The following is an 18,133-nucleotide window of genomic DNA, read 5'->3' on the forward strand; positions in this document are numbered from 1 at the left end:
GACTCGGCCGGGCGCAGGGGGAACGGCATGGCGGGAAAAAAGGTTCAAACTCAAAATGATGGCCCGCTGCGCGGGCTCGATTGGCACTGGCACCTTGCGGAGGGTCCGGTCGAGGTCGACGCGACCGAACTGGAATTCGCGCTGATGCGCACGTTCGAGGGATTCGGACGCTGGCAGTCGGAATGTCTGGCCTCGGTCTGCGATCTGGCCGCGACGGGGCCGGAAAACGCGCTGTTGCACATCATCCGGATGAACGACCGGCCTAAGACCATCAAGGACCTCGCGCGCCTGACCAACCGCGATGACGTGCCGAACATCCAGTATTCGCTGCGCAAGCTGCTGGGGGCGGGCCTGATCCTGCGCAAGGGCGCCGGGCGGTCGGGGGTGACCTACGAAGTCACCGACGAAGGCCGCCGCGTCACCGACGACTACGGCGCAGTGCGGCGGCGTCTGCTGATCCAGGCCGTCGCCAACCTGCCCGGCTTTTCCGACCGGCTGGCCGAGGCGACCCGGACGCTGAACCTTCTGTCGGGGATCTACGAAGAGATTTCGCGCGTGGCGGCCACGCATCGCCGCAGCTAAGGCGCGGCGCTAGCCTTTCAGCGTGTCGCGGGGGGACAGGCCATAGCGGGCGCGGTAAAGCTCGGAGAACCGGCCGAAGTGGGTGAAGCCCCAGCGCATCGCGATGTCAGTGACCCGCGTTCCGCGCGGCGCGGCCAGAAGGTCGGCATGCGCGCGCGCCAACCGCGCCTCGCGCCAATAGCCCAAGGGGGTGGTGCTGCGGTATTCGCGGAACGCCAGTTGCAGACCCCGCGGCGAGATGCCTGCCGCCTGGGCCAGGTCTTCCAGGGTGATCTGCTGGTCCAGATGCGCCTCGATATAGCTTTCGGCTTGCCGCAGGTGGCGGGGACGCGGGGCAGCGCGGGTCCGCGCCAGTTGCGCCCGGTGATCGTGCGATGCCTCAAGCAGGCCTGACAGGACCGAGCTTTCGATCTGCCGTGCCATCAGGCCGGGACCGATGGGGGGGTGACCTGCATCGACTTCGGACACCAGCCACATCACCAGCCGCCGCAAGGCCGCACCCGGGCCGGTGGAGACATCCAGCGGGCCATCGAACGTCAGCGGTCGATCGGATGGCCCGCCAAGCTGGACGGCCAGGTAATCCTGCAAAGCCCGCCGCGACACCTGGACGAGGACCTGCCTTGTGCCTTCCTCCCAGGTCATGCGGGTGGGCAGGTGCGGGTTCAGGATCGCGGCCTGTTGCGGCGTTGACAGATAGGTCCGCGCGCCGTTGGTGATCTCGGCCCCGCCCTCGATCGGGATCTGCAAGAGGTAGAACTCGCCAAGCTCTCCGGGGGCGATCAGGGTCTTGGCGCCATACTCGATGTAATTCAGCGACAGGCGCTGGCCCGACAGGTGGTGGTGGCAGGCATCGAACAGGCTGCGCGCGCCAAGCGTCTCCAGCCGGTGCGGGCAAAAGATCGCCGCAACCTTCTCGCGCGCCTCGTCAAGGTCGCGCGACCGGAATAGCGCATGGTGTCCAAGCAGCGCGGCTGCCATCTCTCGACCCCTTGTTCCGCACCGATCCTAGCACGGGCTGCGGCAATCTTGCGCGGCGCGCCGCCGTTTTTTTCGTTTTCCGGATAATCGCAATGTCCAGCGGATAGACCCCTGCACCGGGTCGGCCAGACTTCCTTCAGGTTCAAAAGATCGAGGAGGCTGGGATGCGCGGACTATCGGGCAAGGTGGCCATCGTGCCGGGCGGCTGCACCAAGATCGGCCGTGCCGTGGTCGATGCGTTCGTGGCGGCCGGAACGCAGGTAATGGTCGCGGACATTGCCGAGGGCGGCGGCTTTCCAGACGGGGTCGCCTTCCAACCCTGTGACCTGCGCGAGGATGCGCAGATTGCCGATCTGGTCCGCGCCACGCAGGACCGTTTCGGCCGGATCGACTTTCTGGTCAACGTCGCCTGCTCCTATCTCGACAACGGCGCGGCCTCGACCCGGTCGGAATGGCTGGAAAGTCTGAACGTGAATGTCGTCGGCTCGGTCGTGCTGATGCAGGCCGCCCTCCCCGAGTTGGAAAGGAACCGCGGTGCCATCGTCAACTTCGGCTCCATCTCCTCGCGCGTGGCGCAGACCGGACGCTGGCTTTATCCGGTGTCGAAGGCCGCGATCCTGCAACTGACGCGCAATCAGGCGATGGACCTTGCGCCCAAGGGCATCCGGGTGAACGCGGTCAGTCCCGGCTGGACCTGGTCAAACATCATGGACCAGCTGACCAACGGCAACCGCGCCAAGACCGACAGTGTCGCGGCACCGTTCCACCTTCTGGGCCGGGTCGCCGACCCTGCCGAGGTTGCCTCCGCCGTCCTGTTTCTCTGCTCGGACGATGCCGGCTTCATCACCGGCACCGATATCCGGGTCGACGGCGGCTATTCCGCCATGGGCCCCGAACGCGCCGAGCCTGCCATTCCACTTCTGATGTCCTGAGCCTGCCGACCGGCGTCCGAACCGGGGTCCAGCCTTTCAACCAACGGGGAACAACCATGAAGATCGCCATCATCGGAGCAGGCTTCGCCGGCCTCACGACCGCCCGCCACCTGCGCGATTTCGGCCATGACGTGACCGTCTTCGAAAAGGTCCACGACGTCGGCGGGGTCTGGAGCACGACGCGCCTCTATCCCGGCGTGTCCACCCAGAACGGCAAGGACACCTACTGCCTGTCGGATTTCCCGATGCCACGGGACTATCCGGAATGGCCCTCCGGCCAACAAGTGCAGGCCTACCTGAATGCCTACGCCGACCAGTTCAATCTGAAGCCGCTGATCCGCCTTTCCACCCTCGTCACCCATGCGCAGCAAGGCCCCGACGGTCGCTGGACCGTGTCCACCCGGACCGGCGACAACCCGGAAGAAAGCGACAGCTTCGATTTCCTGGTCATCTCCAACGGCATCTTCTCCGCCCCCGCGGTCCCCGACTTCCCCGGCGCCGAGCCGTTCAAAGCCGCGGGCGGCACGATCTGCCATTCGTCCGAGTTTCTCGACCTCGACGCCGCGCGCGGCAAGCATGTGATGGTGATCGGCTACGGCAAATCCTCCTGCGATGTCGCGGTGGGACTGGTCGATGCGGCCGCCTCGATGACCATCGTTGCGCGGGAACTGATCTGGAAAATGCCGAAGAAACTGGCCGGAGTGCTGAACTACAAGTACCTCTTCCTGACCCGCATGGGCGAGGGCCTCTTTCCCTACATCACCCTGAAAGGTGTCGAGAAGTTCCTGCACGGCGCGGGACGGCCCGTCCGCAACTCAATGCTGGGGTCCGTCCAGGGCGTCATCACCCGCCAGCTCAAGCTGCGCAAGCTTGGCGCCCTGCCCCGCGGTTCCTTCGAGCGGATCGCCCGGTCCACCGTGTCGCTCGTCACCGACGGGTTCTTCGATCTGGTGGCCAAGGGTCGCATCGCCCTCAAGCGCGATACCGCCATCGAACAGCTGATCGTCGAGGGCGGACGGCGCTTTGCGCTGCTGAAGACCGGCGAGAAGATCCCGGCTGACATCGTGATCTGTGGCACCGGCTGGCGGCAGGAGGTCCCCTTCCTTGACGCCGACCTGCAGGCGCGGATCATGGACCCGCGCGGCAACTTCCGGCTTTTCCGCTGCATCCTGCCCACGGGTGTGCGCAACCTGGCCTTCAACGGCTACAACTCATCCTTCTTTTCACCGCTTTCGGCAGAAATGGGCGCGCTGTGGATCGCGGCCCATCTGGCAAACGCGCTTGACCTGCCGCCGGACGCCGAGCAGCTGGCTGCAACCGACCGCCGCCTGCGCTGGATGGAAGAGCGCACCGAAGGCAAGCACGCTCGGGGAACCAACATCATCCCCTTCTCGATGCACCAGATCGACGAGCTGCTTGCCGACATGGACCTGTCGATCGGGCCGGTGCAGCGGTTCATGGAATGGCAGATGCCGGTCAAGCCCGGCAACTACGCCCGCGTGGCGAAGGACCTGCACCGGCGGCTGGAAAGCCAGCCTGCGCCGGTGGGACGGCCTGTGATGACCTGACCTGCGGCCCCGCCGGGCGCTTTTCCGTTCAGAACGTCAGGCCTGAAAACCGTGACGGGTTCTGCGGCACGCCCGGCAGCACGCACAGCATCTCGTAAAGGTAATTCGCTGCAATCAGCGCGGTGTTGCCCGTCGGATCATAGGGCGGCGACACCTCGACCAGATCGCCGCCGACCAGATTCAGCCCCGCACAACCCCGGATGATCTCCAGCCCCTGCCAGGTCGTCAGGCCGCCGGGTTCGACCGTTCCGGTCCCCGGCGCAAAGGCCGAATCCAGGCTGTCGATGTCATAGCTCAGATAGACCGGCGCGTCGCCGATCCGGTCGCGGATGATCTGCATGAGGGGGGTCAGCGACTTGTGCCAGCACTCCTCGGCCTGCACCACGGTCCAGCCCTTGTCACGGCCCCAGTTGAAGTCGTCGGCCGCATAGCCGGTGGCGCGCAGCCCGATCTGGAACACCTTGTCGTTTTGCAGACAGCCATCCTCCCAGGCGCGGCGGAAGGGGCAGCCGTGAGCGACCTTCTCGCCGAACATGGTGTCGTTGACGTCGGCATGGGCGTCGATGTGGATCAGCGCCACGGGGCCGTGGCGCTCCTTGATCGCGCGCAGGATCGGCCAGGTCAGCGTGTGGTCACCGCCCAGCGTGAGGGGGATCACCCCTTCGGCCAGCACCCCCCGGTAATGCGCGGTGATGATGCCCACCGTCTTCTTCAGATCGAAGGTGTTGATCGCCACATCGCCCAGGTCGGCGACCTGCAGATGGTCGAAAGGTGCTGCCCCCGTCGCCATGTTGTAGGGCCGGATCATCCGGCTCTCGTCCCTTATCTGCCGCGGGCCAAGCCGGGTACCCGGGCGGTTCGAGGTCCCGTGGTCCATCGGTATCCCGATGAAGCCCACGTCCAGCCCCTTGGCGCTGGCGGCAAAGGGTAGGCGCATCATTGTCGCCGGTCCGCCGAAACGCGGCATCTCGTTGCCACCGAGGGGTTGGTTGAAACGGCTCATCCTGTGGCGCTCCTCATGATCCGCACCAAACTCGCGCAGAACCGCCGGAACGGCAAGGGACCCCTCCTCGTTCGACTTCGTCTCCTCGTCGGCAGCGCGCCCCAGCGAGGAGTGACGAAGTCATCGACGAGCGTCCCCGTTCAGCGCGTCAGGACCCGGTCCAGCACCGCGCCGATCCCGACTCCCTCCACCATCTGCGGCAGGCTTGGCGTCAACCCGTCCACCGCTTCCTTCCGCGCGACATCCTCCGCCGCCACCGGGAACGCCTTGCGCGGATCGGCCTCGGACCGCAGCGCGCGGTCGAAGAACGACTCGCCGAACTCCGTCCACTCCGCCCCGTCACGGCAGCCAAAGGACGTCCGGTCCCCCCGCGCCGCGGTGATCACCAGCCGGTCAGGAGCCGCAATCTCGTCGATGAACGACCCCGAATGGCAGGCCGACACCACGATCACCGCCGGGCCGATCCCGCTGTCGTCGAGCATCGCCTTGAACTCGTCCGCTGTCAGGTCGGTGGTCCCGGCCGCATGGAAGTCCAGCGAAAAGAGGTCCTCCTTCCCGTGCGAGGTCAGGAACAGGAAGGCCAGATCCTCCGCCCCCTGCCGCGCCCCGATCTCCTTCAGCGCCCGCGCAAGGTTCGCCCGGCTGGCCATCGGATAGCGCGTGGGGTGGTCGTGGCTGTTCGCAAGCTTCAGCGTCCTTTTGCCCGAGCCGTAGTGCGCATCAAGGATCGCCGAGACATTCTCCACCTCCGTCAGGAAGACAGACTGATCCTCGGTCCCGCCCAGGGCCAACGCAAATACGTCCGTCTGTCCCGACACCTGCGGCGCAAGGCCCGCCACCTGTTCGGCCATCAGCCGGTCCTGAGCGGCGTAGAGACCTTCGACATCGACGACGATGTATTCGTCGGAAGATGCCGCAAGCGGGAAGACGTAAAACTCCTCGACGCTGAACCAGCGCAGGGCGACATCCTTGGTGCCCAGGAACACCACCGCCATCACCAGCCCCGCCCGCAGCCACTGCCGCAGCGGAGCCCGCAGAAGCCAGACCAGAAGGGCAATCTGCACCAGATGCGACAGGTTGCGGATCAGGCTGACCCCGGCCTCGGTTTCGTAAAGCTGCGGCGCCTCGCGGAACAGCGTCCAAAGCGCAAGGTTCAGCACGGCGACCAGCACGAACAGCAGCGTCACCATCCGCGCCAGCAGGTCCATCCGCCCCACCAGTGCCAACCCGATCACCAGGCCTGTGACCACCACCGCGCTTTGCGCCACGGCCACCTGAACGCCCCAAAGCGAAAGCTCGCCCCCCGGCCCGAAGGCCCCGACCTGTGCCGCGTACTCGGCCACCCAGGACAGCACGATAGCCGCCAGCGCCACCAGCGCGGGGCGGGCGGACCTGGGATGCTCAACCGTGAACGATTCTGTCGATTCCATAGGTCGTGTTCAAATCCAAGAAACGGGCAACACTGCGGCAAAGCGGTGGAAAGCCCTTGCTCCTCGCCATGCCGTCCGGTCTGACACCGCACCGCTTAGGGTCAATACCGACCCCATGTCGTTTTCTGACGCCAAAGGTCGGGTGGACTTGCCCGCATTCCCCCGGCTCTGGCAGATAGGGGCAAACCTAATGCGGGAGTCCCTTCCATGAAAACCCACGTCAAGGCCCTCGTCGTCGGCGGCGGCGCAGTCGGCACCGGCGTCGCCTACCACCTGGCGAAAGCCGGCTGGGACACCATGCTGGTCGAACGCGACGAGCTGACCGCCGGGTCGACCTGGCACGCGGCGGGTCTGTTGCCCCTGTTCAACATGTCCTACGCGACGACCCACATCCACAAGTACTCCGTCGACTTCTACAAGGGACTGGAGGCCGAGACGGGCCTGAACCCCGGCTTCTACGTCGTCGGCAACCTGCGCATGGCGCAGCACCAGCAGCGCATGGACGAATACATGCTCTATTCCTCGGTGGCCGAGACCGCCGGGGTCTACCATGAGTTCCTGAAACCCAATGAAATCAAGGACCGCTGGCCGCTGGTCCGGACCGAGGATCTGATCGGCGCGCTCTACCACCCGCAGGACGGCTACATCAACCCGGCCGACGTGACCCAGGCGATGGCCAAGGGCGCCCGCCAGCTGGGTGCCACGATCGAGCGCAAGATCCAGGTCGACGGCTACCGCTGGACCGGGTCCGAATGGATCGTCTCCTGCACGCGGCTTGAGGAAAAGGGCGGCAACCTCGTCGCCACCGACGACCGTTTTGAGATCACCGCCGAACACGTCGTCACCGCCACCGGCAACCACGCCCAGCGGACCGCGAAACTCCTCGGCATCAAGACCCCCGCCGTCGTCGTCGAACACCAGTACATCGTGACCGAGCCCGACCCGGCCCTCGTCGAATGGCGCAAGACCAACCCGCAGCACCCGGTCCTGCGTGACGCAGACGCCAAGTGGTACGTCCGCGAAGAACGCGGCGGCTGGATCCTTGGGCCTTACGAAAAGAACGCCCCCGCGCGCTTCCAGTACGGCGTTCCGGAAAGTTTCCGCGCCGACCTCTTCCCGCTCGACCTCGAACGGATCGAGCAGGAATACATGTCCTTCATCCACCGGATTCCCTCCTCGGAAACCGTGGGTCTCAAGGACGATTACAACGGCCCGATCTGCTACACCCCCGACGGCAACCCGCTGGTCGGCCCCGCCCCCGGCCTGCGCAACATGTGGCTGGCGGAAGGCTTCTCCTTCGGCATCACCGCCGCTGGCGGCACCGGCTACTACCTCGCCCAGTTGATGACGCAGGGCGAGGCCGAGATCGACATGGCCTCGCTCGACCCCAAGCGCTTCGGCAACTGGATGACCACCGAATACGCCAGTCGGAAGAATGAAGAGTGCTACGACCACGTCTTCATCCTGCACCACCCGGATGAAGAGCGTGAAAGCTGCCGTCCGCTCCGCACCGCCCCCGCCTATGACCGGCAGAAAGAGATGGGCGCGCAGTTCGGCCAGGTGAACGGCTGGGAACGCCCGAACTACTACGGCCCCAAGGACGCTCCCGCCGACTTCGACCACAACTCGCGCAGCTTCCGGCGCGGTGACTGGTGGCAGTACGCCAAGGCCGAGGCCGAAGCCGTCCGCAACACCGTCGGCATCATCGACGCCAGCGCCTTCACCAAGCACCTGGTGCGCGGCCCCGGTGCCACGGCCTTCCTCGACCACTTCACCTGCAACAAGCTGCCGAACGTGGGCCGGATCAACCTGACCTATGCCCTGACCGACCACGGCACGACCCGGACCGAATATACCATCGTCCGCCTCAAGCAGGATGAATACTACCTGATCTCTGCCGGCGCCTGGACGGCCTATGACTACGACTTCATGCAGAAAGCCGCTGACGACTGGATGGCGGCGGGCAAAGGCGCCATCGACATCCACGACGTCACCACCCAATGGGGCGTCTATGCCCTGGCCGGTCCCAACGCCCGCGCGCTTCTGAAGGACATCGTCAAGGACGCCGACCCGGAAACCGTTCTGTCGAACAAACGCTTCCCTTGGCTCTCCTACCGCGACATCGAGCTTGGCATGTGCCCGGTCCGCGCCGTCCGCGTCGCCTACACCGGGGAACTCGGCTGGGAACTCCACTACCCGATCGAATTCGGCCGCTACCTCTGGGACCTCCTTTGGTCGGTGGGTGAAAAACACGGCCTCAAAGGGGTCGGCGCCCGCGCGCAGAACTGGCTGCGGCAGGAAAAATCCTACCGCGCCTTCGGCAACGAGCTTGGCCGCGACGCAACCCCGCTGGAAGCAGCACTCGACCGCTTCGTCGACCTGACCAAAGACTTCCGCGGCAAGGAGAAGATGCTGGCCACCGGCATCCGCTCCAAATGCGTCACCCTTCTGATCGACGGGCCGTCCGACACCGACCCCTGGGGCAAGGAGGCGCTGATCCATGACGGCATCAAGGTCGGTCGCCTGACCTCGGGCGGATATTCCGTGGCCTTCGGCAAGCAGATCGGCATGGGCTACGTCCCCGCCGCATTGGCGGAACCGGGCCAGAAGCTGAAAGTGAAGATCCAGCTTCAGGAATGGGACGCCGTCGTCACCGAGGACAGCCCCTTCGACCCCTCGAACGCGCGCATCCGCATCGACGGCTGACCGCTCTCGCAAGAATTGGACCGGGGCCCGCAAAGGCTCCGGTCCGGCGATCAAGCGGATTGCGGCCTTGCCGGTGCGCCTTGACTTGAAGCGCGACCCGCGACACCCATCTCTGCACGATGGCTGCCAAACAAAGACGGGAACGCAGGTTCCAACGACAGTTCGACGCGCTGGGGCGACTTGCCCCGCCGCTTCGCGGTCCGATGTCCACCCTTCGCAAGGACAGCTGGTTTCCCATCCGCTTCCCCGTCGCGCTGCTTCTGATCGCGGGGGGCGTATTCTCGTTCCTGCCGTTCCTCGGCGTCTGGATGCTGCCGCTGGGGTTTCTGCTGCTCGCCGTCGATCTGCCGGTCCTGCGCGGGCCGATCTCGGCCTTGATCATCCGGGCGCGCCGCAAGGGCCGCATCCTGGCGCATCGCTGGCGGCGAAAGCACTAGTCCTTCTCGGACAGCTCTTGCTCCAAGAACCGCTCGAAGGCGTCCAGGTCCAGCGGATCGATCTGCCCGAAGGCGCGCATCCACACCGTCGCCTCGCGCATCGCCTCGGGCTCCAGCTTGCACCAGATCACGCGGCCGCGCCTTTCCCGGCTGATCAAGCCCGCCTCGGACAGGACAGCAAGGTGCTTCGAGATCGCGGCCAGACTCATCGAGAAGGGTTCAGCCACATCGGTGACCGCCATATCATCCTCCAGCAGCATGGCCAGGATCGCCCGCCGCGTCGGGTCGGCGAGGGCGGCAAAGACGGCATCAAGGCGCTGGGTCATGCAGGGGTTATCCTTTGGGCATTCGCAATCGTCAACCTTCGGGTTGAATATGGAAAAGCCCCTGAATGTCGCCCGGACGGCGCAACTCGTGCGGCAAAACGACGATCTTTCAATGGCTTGCGGTGCGATCTGCCTGCTTGACTCTGCACCCCCCGCTCCGTAGAACCGCGGCGACCGTGAAAGGACTATGCCGATGGCGTCCGAACCCGATCCCGACCGTCTGAAGGCGCTGGAAAAGCGGCTCCAACAGGTGAAGGGAAAGGCCGAGCCAGAGCGGACCAACACGGTCAAGGGTTTCTCGCAGGGCGAGGTGGCCTGGAGGATGGTGATCGAGCTGGTGACCGGGATGCTTCTCGGGATGGCCATCGGTTACGGGCTTGATGTGCTGTTTGGCACCTTGCCGATCTTCCTGATCATCTTCTCGCTCTTCGGCTTCGCCGCGGGCGTCAAGACGATGCTCGGCTCGGCGCGGCAACTGGCACGGAAAGCGGCAGAAGACGCCGCCAAGGACGAAGGGAACTGACGATGGCGACGGAAGAACACGGCAGCGGCCTGCAGATCCACCCGATGGATCAGTTCGTGGTCAAGCCGCTGTTCGGCGACGGCCCCATTGAATGGTACACCCCCACCAACGTCACCCTCTGGATGGGCATCGCCATCCTTGCGATGGTGGCCCTTCTGGTCCTGTCCACCCGCCGCCGCGCCATCGTTCCCTCGCGCGGGCAGTCGGTCGCCGAGATGCTCTACGGCTTCATCCACAAGATGGTCGAGGACGTCGCCGGCCACGAAGGCCTGAAGTTCTTCCCCTACATCATGACCCTTTTCATGTTCGTCTTCCTGTCGAACATCCTGGGCCTGATCCCGATGTCCTTCACCACCACCTCGCACATCGCCGTCACGGCGGTCCTGGCGCTCCTGGTGTTCCTGACTGTCACGATCGTGGGCTTCTACCGCAAGGGCGTCGGCTTCCTGTCGATGTTCTGGGTCTCCTCGGCCCCGCTGGCCCTGCGCCCGATCCTCGCGGTCATCGAGCTGATCTCCTACTTCGTGCGTCCGCTCTCGCACTCCATCCGTCTTGGCGGCAACCTGATGGCCGGTCACGCCGTGATCAAGGTCTTCGCGGGCTTTGCCGGCGCGATGGGCGTGGCCTCGGTCGTCCCGATCGCCGCCATCGTCGCGATCTACGGCCTCGAACTGCTGGTCGCCAGCGTCCAGGCCTACGTCTTCACCATTCTGACCTGCGTGTACCTGCGCGACGCCGTCGGCGACGCTCATCACTAGAAACGGGCACCACTAAGGTCCGGACAACCAACCTCAAGCAATCCATAGGAGAGACATCATGGAAGGCGATATCGCAGAAATGGGCAAGTTCATCGGCGCCGGTCTGGCAACGATGGGTCTGGGCGGCGCTGGCATCGGCGTGGGCCACATTGCCGGCAACTTCCTGGCGGGCGCCCTGCGCAACCCGTCGGCGGCTCCCGGCCAGATGGCCAACCTCTTCGTCGGCATCGCCTTCGCCGAAGCGCTCGGGATCTTCTCGTTCCTGATCGCGCTCCTGCTGATGTTCGCCGTCTGATCTTTCGAACCTGACTTTGGGGCCAGTCCACGGACTGGCCCTGGTTCCAAAGGTTTAGGAGAGACGACATGGCAACCGAAGCAACGGGCGAGGCGGGAAAGGCTGTGGGCATGCCCCAGCTTGATTTCTCGACCTGGCCAAACCAGATCTTCTGGCTTCTGGTCACGCTGGTCGTGATCTACTTCGTGCTGTCGAAGATCGCCCTCCCGCGCATCGGCGCGGTGCTGGCGGATCGGAAAAGCACGATCACCAACGACCTTGCCGCAGCCGAAGAGCTGAAGCAAAAGGCCGTGTCCGCCGAAAAGGCCTATAACGACGCCCTGGCGAACGCCCGGACCGAAGCGGCCAAGATCGTCGCCCAGGCCAAGGCCGAGATCCAGAAGGACCTCGACGCGGCCACGGCACAGGCCGATGCCGAGATCGCCGCCCGCGCGGCGGAATCGGAAAAGTCCATCGCCGTGATCCGCGACGGCGCCGCTGCTGCCGTCTCGGAAGTGGCACGCGACGTCGCCGACGCACTTGTCGTGGCTTTGGGTGGCAAGGCCGATGCGGCGACGGTCACTGCGGCCGTCACCTCGCGGCTGAAAGGGTAAGCGATGAAGAAGCTCTCCATCCTCCTCACCCTTCTCGCCTCGCCGGCAATGGCGGCAACGGGTCCGTTCTTCTCCCTGCAGAACACCAACTTCGTGGTTCTGCTGGGCTTCATCGCCTTCATCGCGCTTCTGGTCTACATGAAGGTTCCGGCGAAGCTGACCGGGATGCTTGATGCCCGCGCCGCGACCATCAAGGCCGAGCTTGACGAGGCCCGCGCCCTCCGGGAGGAGGCCAAGTCGATCCTCGCGACCTACGAGCGTCGTCAGAAGGAAGTCCAGGAACAGGCCGACCGCATCGTCAGCGCCGCCCGGGAAGAGGCGCTTGCCGCCGCCGCCCAGGCGAAAGCCGACCTCAAGGCTTCGATTGCCCGCCGTCTGGCGTCCGCAACCGAACAGATCGCTTCGGCGGAAGCTGCGGCGATCCGCAAGGTGCGCGAACAGGCCATCTCGGTGGCCGTTGCCGTCGCGGGTGAGGTTCTGTCGAAGCAGATGACCGCCGACGCGGCTTCGGCCTCGATCGACGACGCCATCGCCCAGGTTGAAGCCCGGCTGCACTAAGCCGTTCTGGTCAAGAAACGCGAACCGGCGGTCCCGCAAGGGCCGCCGGTTTTGCTTTTTGGCAATTCGCCGCCAGCAACGTGCGAGTTTCGCTGCATCGCGCCTTGCATCGCCAACTGGATAGCGAAGTCCAAAGTGCCGTCTACCCAGACATCACTCTCTCGATGTCCCGACTATCTGCGACATTCCATTTTGACATCAACCGGATTTGGGACAAGATCTTGGCTGGCGCCCGTCCCAGCGTCCACAGCAAGCCCGACTATCCCGCCGAACAGCACATTTCCAGCCACACCGGCCGCGCCAGAATCTGCTGTTTCATGCGTGATATTCACATCAACTGGTTTGCATCCCTTTTTCTGGATACGCACAACGAGTTCAGACCGGCGTGGCATTTTCAATGCGCAGGGAGTGCTTCCACAACTCAATCCATTAGATGTCTGGACCTGCGCACCGGCCGGATCGGTCCGGATCTGAAGCACATCGTCGGACCCTCGTGTAATTGTTGCACAGCCGCTTAACGCTACGCAGATTACCATTACGTAGGTGGGAATAGTGATCTGGTTCATTGCCTATATTACCGTTTGTTTCAGTTAATAAAACATCGTTCGGTTAAGTTGTTTAAGTCAACCAATCGAAAGACACTCCAATATCCAAACGACACATTTTGGCCAATTCAGGAGGGTGCAGAATGCAACCTATTGCGCATCGATATTTAAGCTATGCGGCCGTTGGACATTGTTGATCCAGCACAGGAAAGCATATGACAGGAAACTCAAAGCCCCGCCCAGCGCAGGACTGCCACCACGACAACCCCCAGCAAGGCCGCCGCCACATCGCTGCGCAGCACCAGGGTCAGCCCCACGACCGAGGCCAGCGCCAGCCCCTCCGCCAACCCGCCCGCCTGCACCGCCAGTGCCGTGATCCCGGCCATCACCGCCAGCGGTGTGGCGCGCAGTGCGGCCTCCATGCGGGGCGAGACGGGCACAAGCCGCATCAGCGTGAAGCCCGCGACCCGGCACAGGAAGGCCGCCGCAGCCATCACGGCCAGGAGGACGGGAAAGCTTTCCATCATGGCTCCCCCCGATGCAGAAGCGCCGCCGCCACCGCGCCCGCCAGACCCGCCCCGATGATCGCCGGGGCCGGACCGAACCACTGGAAGATGCCCAGCGCCGTACCCGCCCCAACCACGACCGGCAGCAGGTCCAGACGGGACTTGACCATCGCCGTCATCATCGCGGCGGCAAAGCAGGCCAGCATCAGGTCGAAGCCCAGCGCCTCAGGCCGGGGCAGCACGCTTACCGCCGCCGCCCCCAGGGCGGTCCCGGACAGCCAGCCCACTGCCACGGGCGCGCCGGTCCCGGCCAGATAGGCCCGGTCCTCCTCGCCCGCACGGATCGCCCGCATCGTCATCATCCAGTTGGCATCGCCCAGAAGGAGCAGGCTCGCATAGGCCCGGACCGGCCCCGCAGACCACAGCCACGGCTGCAAGGTCGCTCCGAACAGAAGGTAGCGCGCGTTGATCACCAGGATCGCGGCAAACAGCGCCCACAACGTCGCCTCGCCGCTCTGCAGCAGATTGACGGCCGCCAGCTGCGCCGAGCCGGAATAGATCGCGGCACTTGTCGCCACCGCGCGGCCGACGCCAAACCCGGCTTGCGCCGCGACCAGCCCGAAGCCCACGCCATAGGCAAAGATCGACACCGCCAGCGGCACCCCATCCCGCGCCCCGCGCCGGAAGCCGTCCGCAGAAAACAACGCGCGTGTCATTGCGACGCCGGCAGGTCGGGCTTCAGACCGACTCTCCACCTCGTTACCCGCCTAACCCTCTGCCCTCGAAACGCCACCGCATCCCCATCGTAGGGTGCGCTACAGCGCACCATCCGTTTCCACCAACCCATGCGCCGCCGCCTAGCTCCGCAGGTCGGGCTTCAGACCGACTCCACCCTCACGCCCCCCGCGCCGCCTGGCGCACCACCCGGTCCAGCACGTCCAGAAACCGGCTCCGGTCGGCCTTCGAGAACATCTTGCCACCCCCCTGCCGGAACGGATCGGCCGAGCGCAGGTCCTGCATCAGGTCCCGCGTCGCCAGCGCCATGCCCACATTGGCCGCCGTCAGCTCCTCGCCGTTGTGCTTGACCACCCGCGCGCCCGCCGCCACGCATTTCGCGGCCAGGGGAATGTCCCCGGTGACGACCACATCCCCCGGCCCGCAAGCCTCGGCGATGAACTTGTCCGCCTCGTCCGGACCGCTGGACACGAAGACGCTTTCGACCAAAGGGTTCTGTGAGGGACGAATGCCCCCATTCGACACCACCACCATCCGCACCTTGTGCCGGGTGGCGACCGTCTCGGCCTCCCCCTTCACCGGGCAGGCATCGGCGTCGATGTAGATGGTCATGCGGCCTCCACGCGGCTGTGGTCAGACATTAAGATTTCCTGAACGCCCGCAGCCAAGCCCTTGATTCCAAAGGACCCCAAAAAGCGCCGCGCGCGGGCACCTCAGATCGCCGCCTTCCGCATCTCGTCCAGATAGATCTCCCGCAGCCGCGTCGCCACCGGCCCCGGTTTGCCCGACCCGACGGGCTTGCCATCCACCTCGACGACCGGCATCACGAAGATCGACGCCGCGGTACTGAAAGCCTCGTCCGCCCCCTGAGCCTCCGCCGCCGTGAAGGCCCGCTCCTCCACCTCGAACTGAGCCTCCGCCGCGAAACGAAGGACGGCAGCCCGGGTGATCCCGTGCAGGATATCGTTGCCCAGGGCCCGGGTGATGATCCGGTTCCCCTTCACGATGTAGGCGTTGTTCGAGGTCCCCTCTGTCACCGCCCCATCCTCATCGGTGAACCAGCTGTCATCCACCCCCGCCTTCTTCGCCGCCATCTTCCCCATCGACGGATACAAGAGCTGCACCGTCTTGATATCGACCCGAGACCAGCGCAGGTCGGGGATCGTGATGATCTTGAACCCCGTCTTCGCCGCCGGAGCGTCCGCAAGGTTCGGGATATTCTGGGTGAAGGCCACCACCGTGCCGGCCAAGTCGGCGGGCGGGAACAGGAAGGACCGGTCCCCCGGATTGCCCCGCGTGACCTGCAGGTAGATCATCCCCTGATCGATCCCGTTCAACCGGACCAGCTCGCGGTGCATCGCCAGCAGTTCCTCCGAGCTGACCGGGCAGGACATCTCCAGCTCCTGCAGCGACCGCTCCAGCCGCCGGATGTGGCCGTCAAAGTCGATCAGCTTGCCGTCCAGAACCGACGTCACCTCATAGACCCCGTCGGCCATCAGGAACCCGCGGTCGAAGATCGAGACCTTCGCCTCGCCCTCGGGCAGGTAGTCTCCATTCACATAGACGGTGCGGGTCATTTCGATCATCCCCAAAGATTGGCATCGGACGGGTGGACCCCTTCGGCGTCATACCAGAGAGGATGCGACCGGTCTTCGGCCAGAAGGAGCGGCCCGTCAAGGTCCGTCCAATCCGCTCCCTGCGCCAGCAGCACCGCCGGGGCCATCGCAAGCGACGATCCGAGCATGCAGCCGACCATGACCCGGAACCCCATCTGCCGCGCAAGGTCGCGGGTCAGCAGCCCCTCGGTCAGCCCGCCCGTTTTGTCGAGCTTCAGGTTCACCACGTCATACTTGCCCCGCAACCCGGCCAGCGAGGCCCGGTCAAAACAGCTTTCATCGGCGCAGACCGGGATGGGGCGGGCGATCTCTGCCAGCATGTCGTCCTGGCCGGCCGGCAATGGCTGCTCGACCAACGCCACCCCAAGGCCAAGGAGGTGTGGCGCGAGGTCGGTGTAGACCTCCGCGCTCCAGCCTTCGTTGGCGTCGATGATCAGCATCGCACGGGGCGCTCCCGCACGAACAGCCTCCAGCCGAGGCATGTCGTCCGGCGTCCCCAGCTTGATCTTCAGGATGGGTCGGTGGGCGTTCAGCGCCGCCGCCGCCCGCATCTCGTCCGGCGATGCCAGGGACAGCGTGTAGGCCGTGTCCAGCGCCGTAGGCCTTGGCAGTCCCGCAAGGTCCCAGACCCGTTGCTCTGCCAGTTTCGCCTCCAGGTCCCACAACGCGCAGTCGACAGCGTTGCGGGCAGCGCCAGGCGGAAGAATGGTCTGAAGGTCCGCCCGGGTCACATCTGCCGCAAGGGCGTCGATCTGGGCGCGGACGCTGTCCAGCGTCTCGCCATAGCGGGCATAGGGCACGCATTCGCCCCATCCCGTCTGCCCGGCACGAGAGATCCTGACCGTAAGCACCCGGGCTTCGGTCTTCGATCCGCGGCTGATGGTGAAGGTCTGGGCGAGGCGGAAGCGGTCTTCGGTAATGGTCAGCATGGGCTTTTGTGGCCCGCGGACAGGACTCGGCGCAAGTCCGGATTTCGCAGCCGAATGCTGCAAGTGCGAAATCATGCTTGCGGTAGAGTGCGCAAGATTATATCGCAGATCATAGCAGATACGACACTTGATTACCGAAGGACTTGCAAGATGAGCTTCCGCCTGCAACCCCCCGGCCCGGCCCGACCGAACCGTTGCCAGCTTTTCGCCCCCGGATCGCGGCCCGAGCTTTTCGCGAAGATGGCGGCGTCCGCAGCGGATGTGATCAACCTGGACCTGGAGGACTCGGTCGCCCCGGCGGACAAGCCGCAGGCACGGGCGAACATCATCAAGGCGATCAGCGAGATCGACTGGGGCCGCAAGACGCTGTCGGTGCGGATCAACGGGCTGGATACTCCATTCTGGTACCGCGACGTCGTGGACCTCTTGGAACAGGCTGGTCCAAGGCTGGACCAGATCATGATCCCCAAGGTCGGTTGCGCCGCGGATGTCTATGCAGTCGACGCGCTGGTCACGGCCTGTGAGGCGGCAGCGGGGCGCAAGAAGCGCATCGCTCTGGAGGTCATCATCGAAACGGCGGCAGGCATCGCGCATGTCGAGGAGATTGCGGCCAGTAGCCCTCGTTTGCAGGCAATGAGTCTGGGGGCGGCGGACTTCGCGGCCTCGATGGGGATGCAGACAACCGGGATCGGGGGGACGCAAGAGAACTACTACATGCACCGTGACGGCGCGAAGTACTGGTCCGATCCCTGGCACTGGGCACAGGCAGCGATCGTGGCAGCCTGCCGGACGTATGGAGTCCTGCCCGTGGACGGGCCGTTTGGCGATTTCTCGGACGAGGAGGGGTTCAAGGCGCAGGCACGGCGGTCGGCAACGCTGGGGATGGTCGGCAAGTGGGCGATCCACCCCAAGCAGGTGGCGCTGGCGAATGAGGTCTTCACACCGTCCGAGGCGGCAGTGACCGAAGCGCGCGAGATCCTGGCGGCGATGGAGGCGGCAAAGGCCGCTGGCCAGGGCGCGGCGGTCTACAAGGGTCGGCTGGTGGACATAGCGTCCATGCGGCAGGCCGAGGTGATCGTGCGGCAGGCGGAACTGATCGGGGCCTGAGGCGCA

At 65.2% G+C, this 18,133-nt stretch carries 21 protein-coding genes; 11 read left to right on the forward strand and 10 right to left on the reverse strand.

Going from position 1 to position 18,133, the window contains the following annotated elements; all coding sequences use genetic code 11:
• Window positions 1-27: 27 nt before the first annotated feature.
• Entirely contained in the window at window positions 28-582 is a 555-nt protein-coding gene (locus tag Q0C42_RS01300) for a winged helix DNA-binding protein (RefSeq protein ID WP_295070852.1), read from the forward strand.
• A gap of 9 nt (window positions 583-591) precedes the next feature.
• Here the strand turns inward: Q0C42_RS01300 and Q0C42_RS01305 are convergent, their stop codons facing one another.
• Window positions 592-1,560, reverse strand: a complete 969-nt coding sequence (locus Q0C42_RS01305) for an AraC family transcriptional regulator (protein WP_295070855.1) — start codon at window positions 1,558-1,560, stop codon at window positions 592-594.
• 164 nt (window positions 1,561-1,724) lie between these two features.
• Here Q0C42_RS01305 and Q0C42_RS01310 point away from each other — a divergent pair, with 164 nt between their 5' ends.
• A complete protein-coding gene (locus Q0C42_RS01310) occupies window positions 1,725-2,492 on the forward strand; it encodes an SDR family oxidoreductase (RefSeq protein ID WP_295070858.1) in 768 nt (255 codons plus the stop codon).
• Window positions 2,493-2,548: 56 nt separating this feature from the next.
• Window positions 2,549-4,060 carry an NAD(P)/FAD-dependent oxidoreductase gene (locus Q0C42_RS01315; protein WP_295070859.1) on the forward strand — a complete coding sequence of 504 codons (1,512 nt, stop codon included), beginning with the start codon at window positions 2,549-2,551 and terminating at the stop codon, window positions 4,058-4,060.
• A gap of 28 nt (window positions 4,061-4,088) precedes the next feature.
• On the opposite strand, the gene speB is transcribed toward Q0C42_RS01315, so the two are convergent.
• Complete coding sequence (gene speB / locus Q0C42_RS01320) at window positions 4,089-5,063, reverse strand: agmatinase (protein WP_295070862.1); 975 nt, start codon at window positions 5,061-5,063, stop codon at window positions 4,089-4,091.
• 140 nt (window positions 5,064-5,203) lie between these two features.
• Complete coding sequence (locus tag Q0C42_RS01325) at window positions 5,204-6,493, reverse strand: C13 family peptidase (RefSeq protein ID WP_295070865.1); 1,290 nt, start codon at window positions 6,491-6,493, stop codon at window positions 5,204-5,206.
• A 207-nt stretch (window positions 6,494-6,700) separates the two neighbouring features.
• On the opposite strand from Q0C42_RS01325, the gene Q0C42_RS01330 reads away from it, so the two are divergent.
• Window positions 6,701-9,199, forward strand: a complete 2,499-nt coding sequence (locus tag Q0C42_RS01330; protein ID WP_295070866.1) for an FAD-dependent oxidoreductase — start codon at window positions 6,701-6,703, stop codon at window positions 9,197-9,199.
• Between the two features lie 203 nt (window positions 9,200-9,402).
• Window positions 9,403-9,636: a hypothetical protein gene (locus Q0C42_RS01335; protein WP_295070869.1), complete on the forward strand. Its 234-nt coding sequence runs from the start codon at window positions 9,403-9,405 to the stop codon at window positions 9,634-9,636.
• On the opposite strand, the gene Q0C42_RS01340 is transcribed toward Q0C42_RS01335, so the two are convergent.
• Complete coding sequence (locus Q0C42_RS01340) at window positions 9,633-9,962, reverse strand: metalloregulator ArsR/SmtB family transcription factor (RefSeq protein ID WP_295070873.1); 330 nt, start codon at window positions 9,960-9,962, stop codon at window positions 9,633-9,635. The genes Q0C42_RS01335 and Q0C42_RS01340 overlap by 4 nt on opposite strands.
• A 193-nt stretch (window positions 9,963-10,155) precedes the next feature.
• Here Q0C42_RS01340 and Q0C42_RS01345 point away from each other — a divergent pair, with 193 nt between their 5' ends.
• The 5 genes from Q0C42_RS01345 to Q0C42_RS01365 all read left to right on the forward strand — a co-directional run bounded on the left by Q0C42_RS01345 (window position 10,156) and on the right by Q0C42_RS01365 (window position 12,689).
• The gene (locus tag Q0C42_RS01345; protein ID WP_295070876.1) at window positions 10,156-10,485 is read left to right on the forward strand and encodes an AtpZ/AtpI family protein; all 330 of its coding nucleotides are present in this window, start codon (window positions 10,156-10,158) and stop codon (window positions 10,483-10,485) included.
• 2 nt (window positions 10,486-10,487) lie between these two features.
• Window positions 10,488-11,243, forward strand: a complete 756-nt coding sequence (locus Q0C42_RS01350; RefSeq protein ID WP_295070879.1) for a F0F1 ATP synthase subunit A — start codon at window positions 10,488-10,490, stop codon at window positions 11,241-11,243.
• A gap of 58 nt (window positions 11,244-11,301) precedes the next feature.
• Window positions 11,302-11,538 (forward strand): F0F1 ATP synthase subunit C, encoded by a 237-nt coding sequence (locus tag Q0C42_RS01355; RefSeq protein ID WP_125325857.1) that lies wholly within the window; start codon window positions 11,302-11,304, stop codon window positions 11,536-11,538.
• A gap of 68 nt (window positions 11,539-11,606) precedes the next feature.
• On the forward strand, window positions 11,607-12,131 hold the full coding sequence (locus Q0C42_RS01360) for a F0F1 ATP synthase subunit B' (protein WP_295070886.1): 525 nt from the start codon (window positions 11,607-11,609) through the stop codon (window positions 12,129-12,131).
• 3 nt (window positions 12,132-12,134) lie between these two features.
• Window positions 12,135-12,689: a F0F1 ATP synthase subunit B gene (locus Q0C42_RS01365; protein WP_295070889.1), complete on the forward strand. Its 555-nt coding sequence runs from the start codon at window positions 12,135-12,137 to the stop codon at window positions 12,687-12,689.
• A gap of 173 nt (window positions 12,690-12,862) precedes the next feature.
• Here Q0C42_RS01365 and Q0C42_RS01370 read toward each other — a convergent pair whose 3' ends face one another.
• The 6 genes from Q0C42_RS01370 to dgcA form a co-directional block, all read right to left on the reverse strand.
• Entirely contained in the window at window positions 12,863-13,255 is a 393-nt protein-coding gene (locus Q0C42_RS01370) for a translation initiation factor 2 (protein WP_295070892.1), read from the reverse strand.
• A gap of 206 nt (window positions 13,256-13,461) precedes the next feature.
• Entirely contained in the window at window positions 13,462-13,758 is a 297-nt protein-coding gene (locus Q0C42_RS01375) for an AzlD domain-containing protein (protein ID WP_295070895.1), read from the reverse strand.
• On the reverse strand, window positions 13,758-14,456 hold the full coding sequence (locus tag Q0C42_RS01380) for an AzlC family ABC transporter permease (protein ID WP_295070897.1): 699 nt from the start codon (window positions 14,454-14,456) through the stop codon (window positions 13,758-13,760). The genes Q0C42_RS01375 and Q0C42_RS01380 overlap by 1 nt, the downstream gene beginning before the upstream one ends.
• A 178-nt stretch (window positions 14,457-14,634) precedes the next feature.
• Window positions 14,635-15,087, reverse strand: a complete 453-nt coding sequence (locus tag Q0C42_RS01385) for a YaiI/YqxD family protein (RefSeq protein WP_295070901.1) — start codon at window positions 15,085-15,087, stop codon at window positions 14,635-14,637.
• Window positions 15,088-15,188: 101 nt separating this feature from the next.
• Window positions 15,189-16,052: a D-amino-acid transaminase gene (locus Q0C42_RS01390; protein ID WP_295070904.1), complete on the reverse strand. Its 864-nt coding sequence runs from the start codon at window positions 16,050-16,052 to the stop codon at window positions 15,189-15,191.
• Window positions 16,053-16,057: 5 nt separating this feature from the next.
• Window positions 16,058-17,020 carry an N-acetyl-D-Glu racemase DgcA gene (gene dgcA, locus Q0C42_RS01395; protein WP_295070907.1) on the reverse strand — a complete coding sequence of 321 codons (963 nt, stop codon included), beginning with the start codon at window positions 17,018-17,020 and terminating at the stop codon, window positions 16,058-16,060.
• Between the two features lie 150 nt (window positions 17,021-17,170).
• Between dgcA and Q0C42_RS01400 the strand changes: the two genes are divergently transcribed.
• On the forward strand, window positions 17,171-18,127 hold the full coding sequence (locus tag Q0C42_RS01400; protein WP_295070910.1) for an L-malyl-CoA/beta-methylmalyl-CoA lyase: 957 nt from the start codon (window positions 17,171-17,173) through the stop codon (window positions 18,125-18,127).
• Window positions 18,128-18,133: the final 6 nt, after the last annotated feature.

Origin of the sequence: Tabrizicola sp. (assembly GCF_022842145.1) — a bacterium.
GTDB lineage: Bacteria > Pseudomonadota > Alphaproteobacteria > Rhodobacterales > Rhodobacteraceae > Tabrizicola.

Coding starts and splice junctions, on each gene's coding strand:
- Q0C42_RS01300 (WP_295070852.1), top strand. CDS start 28: ATGGCGGGAAAAAAGGTTCAAACTCAAAATGATGGCCCGCTGCGCGGG.
- Q0C42_RS01305 (WP_295070855.1), bottom strand. CDS start 1,560: ATGGCAGCCGCGCTGCTTGGACACCATGCGCTATTCCGGTCGCGCGAC.
- Q0C42_RS01310 (WP_295070858.1), top strand. CDS start 1,725: ATGCGCGGACTATCGGGCAAGGTGGCCATCGTGCCGGGCGGCTGCACC.
- Q0C42_RS01315 (WP_295070859.1), top strand. CDS start 2,549: ATGAAGATCGCCATCATCGGAGCAGGCTTCGCCGGCCTCACGACCGCC.
- speB (WP_295070862.1), bottom strand. CDS start 5,063: ATGAGCCGTTTCAACCAACCCCTCGGTGGCAACGAGATGCCGCGTTTC.
- Q0C42_RS01325 (WP_295070865.1), bottom strand. CDS start 6,493: ATGGAATCGACAGAATCGTTCACGGTTGAGCATCCCAGGTCCGCCCGC.
- Q0C42_RS01330 (WP_295070866.1), top strand. CDS start 6,701: ATGAAAACCCACGTCAAGGCCCTCGTCGTCGGCGGCGGCGCAGTCGGC.
- Q0C42_RS01335 (WP_295070869.1), top strand. CDS start 9,403: ATGTCCACCCTTCGCAAGGACAGCTGGTTTCCCATCCGCTTCCCCGTC.
- Q0C42_RS01340 (WP_295070873.1), bottom strand. CDS start 9,962: ATGACCCAGCGCCTTGATGCCGTCTTTGCCGCCCTCGCCGACCCGACG.
- Q0C42_RS01345 (WP_295070876.1), top strand. CDS start 10,156: ATGGCGTCCGAACCCGATCCCGACCGTCTGAAGGCGCTGGAAAAGCGG.
- Q0C42_RS01350 (WP_295070879.1), top strand. CDS start 10,488: ATGGCGACGGAAGAACACGGCAGCGGCCTGCAGATCCACCCGATGGAT.
- Q0C42_RS01355 (WP_125325857.1), top strand. CDS start 11,302: ATGGAAGGCGATATCGCAGAAATGGGCAAGTTCATCGGCGCCGGTCTG.
- Q0C42_RS01360 (WP_295070886.1), top strand. CDS start 11,607: ATGGCAACCGAAGCAACGGGCGAGGCGGGAAAGGCTGTGGGCATGCCC.
- Q0C42_RS01365 (WP_295070889.1), top strand. CDS start 12,135: ATGAAGAAGCTCTCCATCCTCCTCACCCTTCTCGCCTCGCCGGCAATG.
- Q0C42_RS01370 (WP_295070892.1), bottom strand. CDS start 13,255: ATGAACCAGATCACTATTCCCACCTACGTAATGGTAATCTGCGTAGCG.
- Q0C42_RS01375 (WP_295070895.1), bottom strand. CDS start 13,758: ATGGAAAGCTTTCCCGTCCTCCTGGCCGTGATGGCTGCGGCGGCCTTC.
- Q0C42_RS01380 (WP_295070897.1), bottom strand. CDS start 14,456: ATGACACGCGCGTTGTTTTCTGCGGACGGCTTCCGGCGCGGGGCGCGG.
- Q0C42_RS01385 (WP_295070901.1), bottom strand. CDS start 15,087: ATGACCATCTACATCGACGCCGATGCCTGCCCGGTGAAGGGGGAGGCC.
- Q0C42_RS01390 (WP_295070904.1), bottom strand. CDS start 16,052: ATGACCCGCACCGTCTATGTGAATGGAGACTACCTGCCCGAGGGCGAG.
- dgcA (WP_295070907.1), bottom strand. CDS start 17,020: ATGCTGACCATTACCGAAGACCGCTTCCGCCTCGCCCAGACCTTCACC.
- Q0C42_RS01400 (WP_295070910.1), top strand. CDS start 17,171: ATGAGCTTCCGCCTGCAACCCCCCGGCCCGGCCCGACCGAACCGTTGC.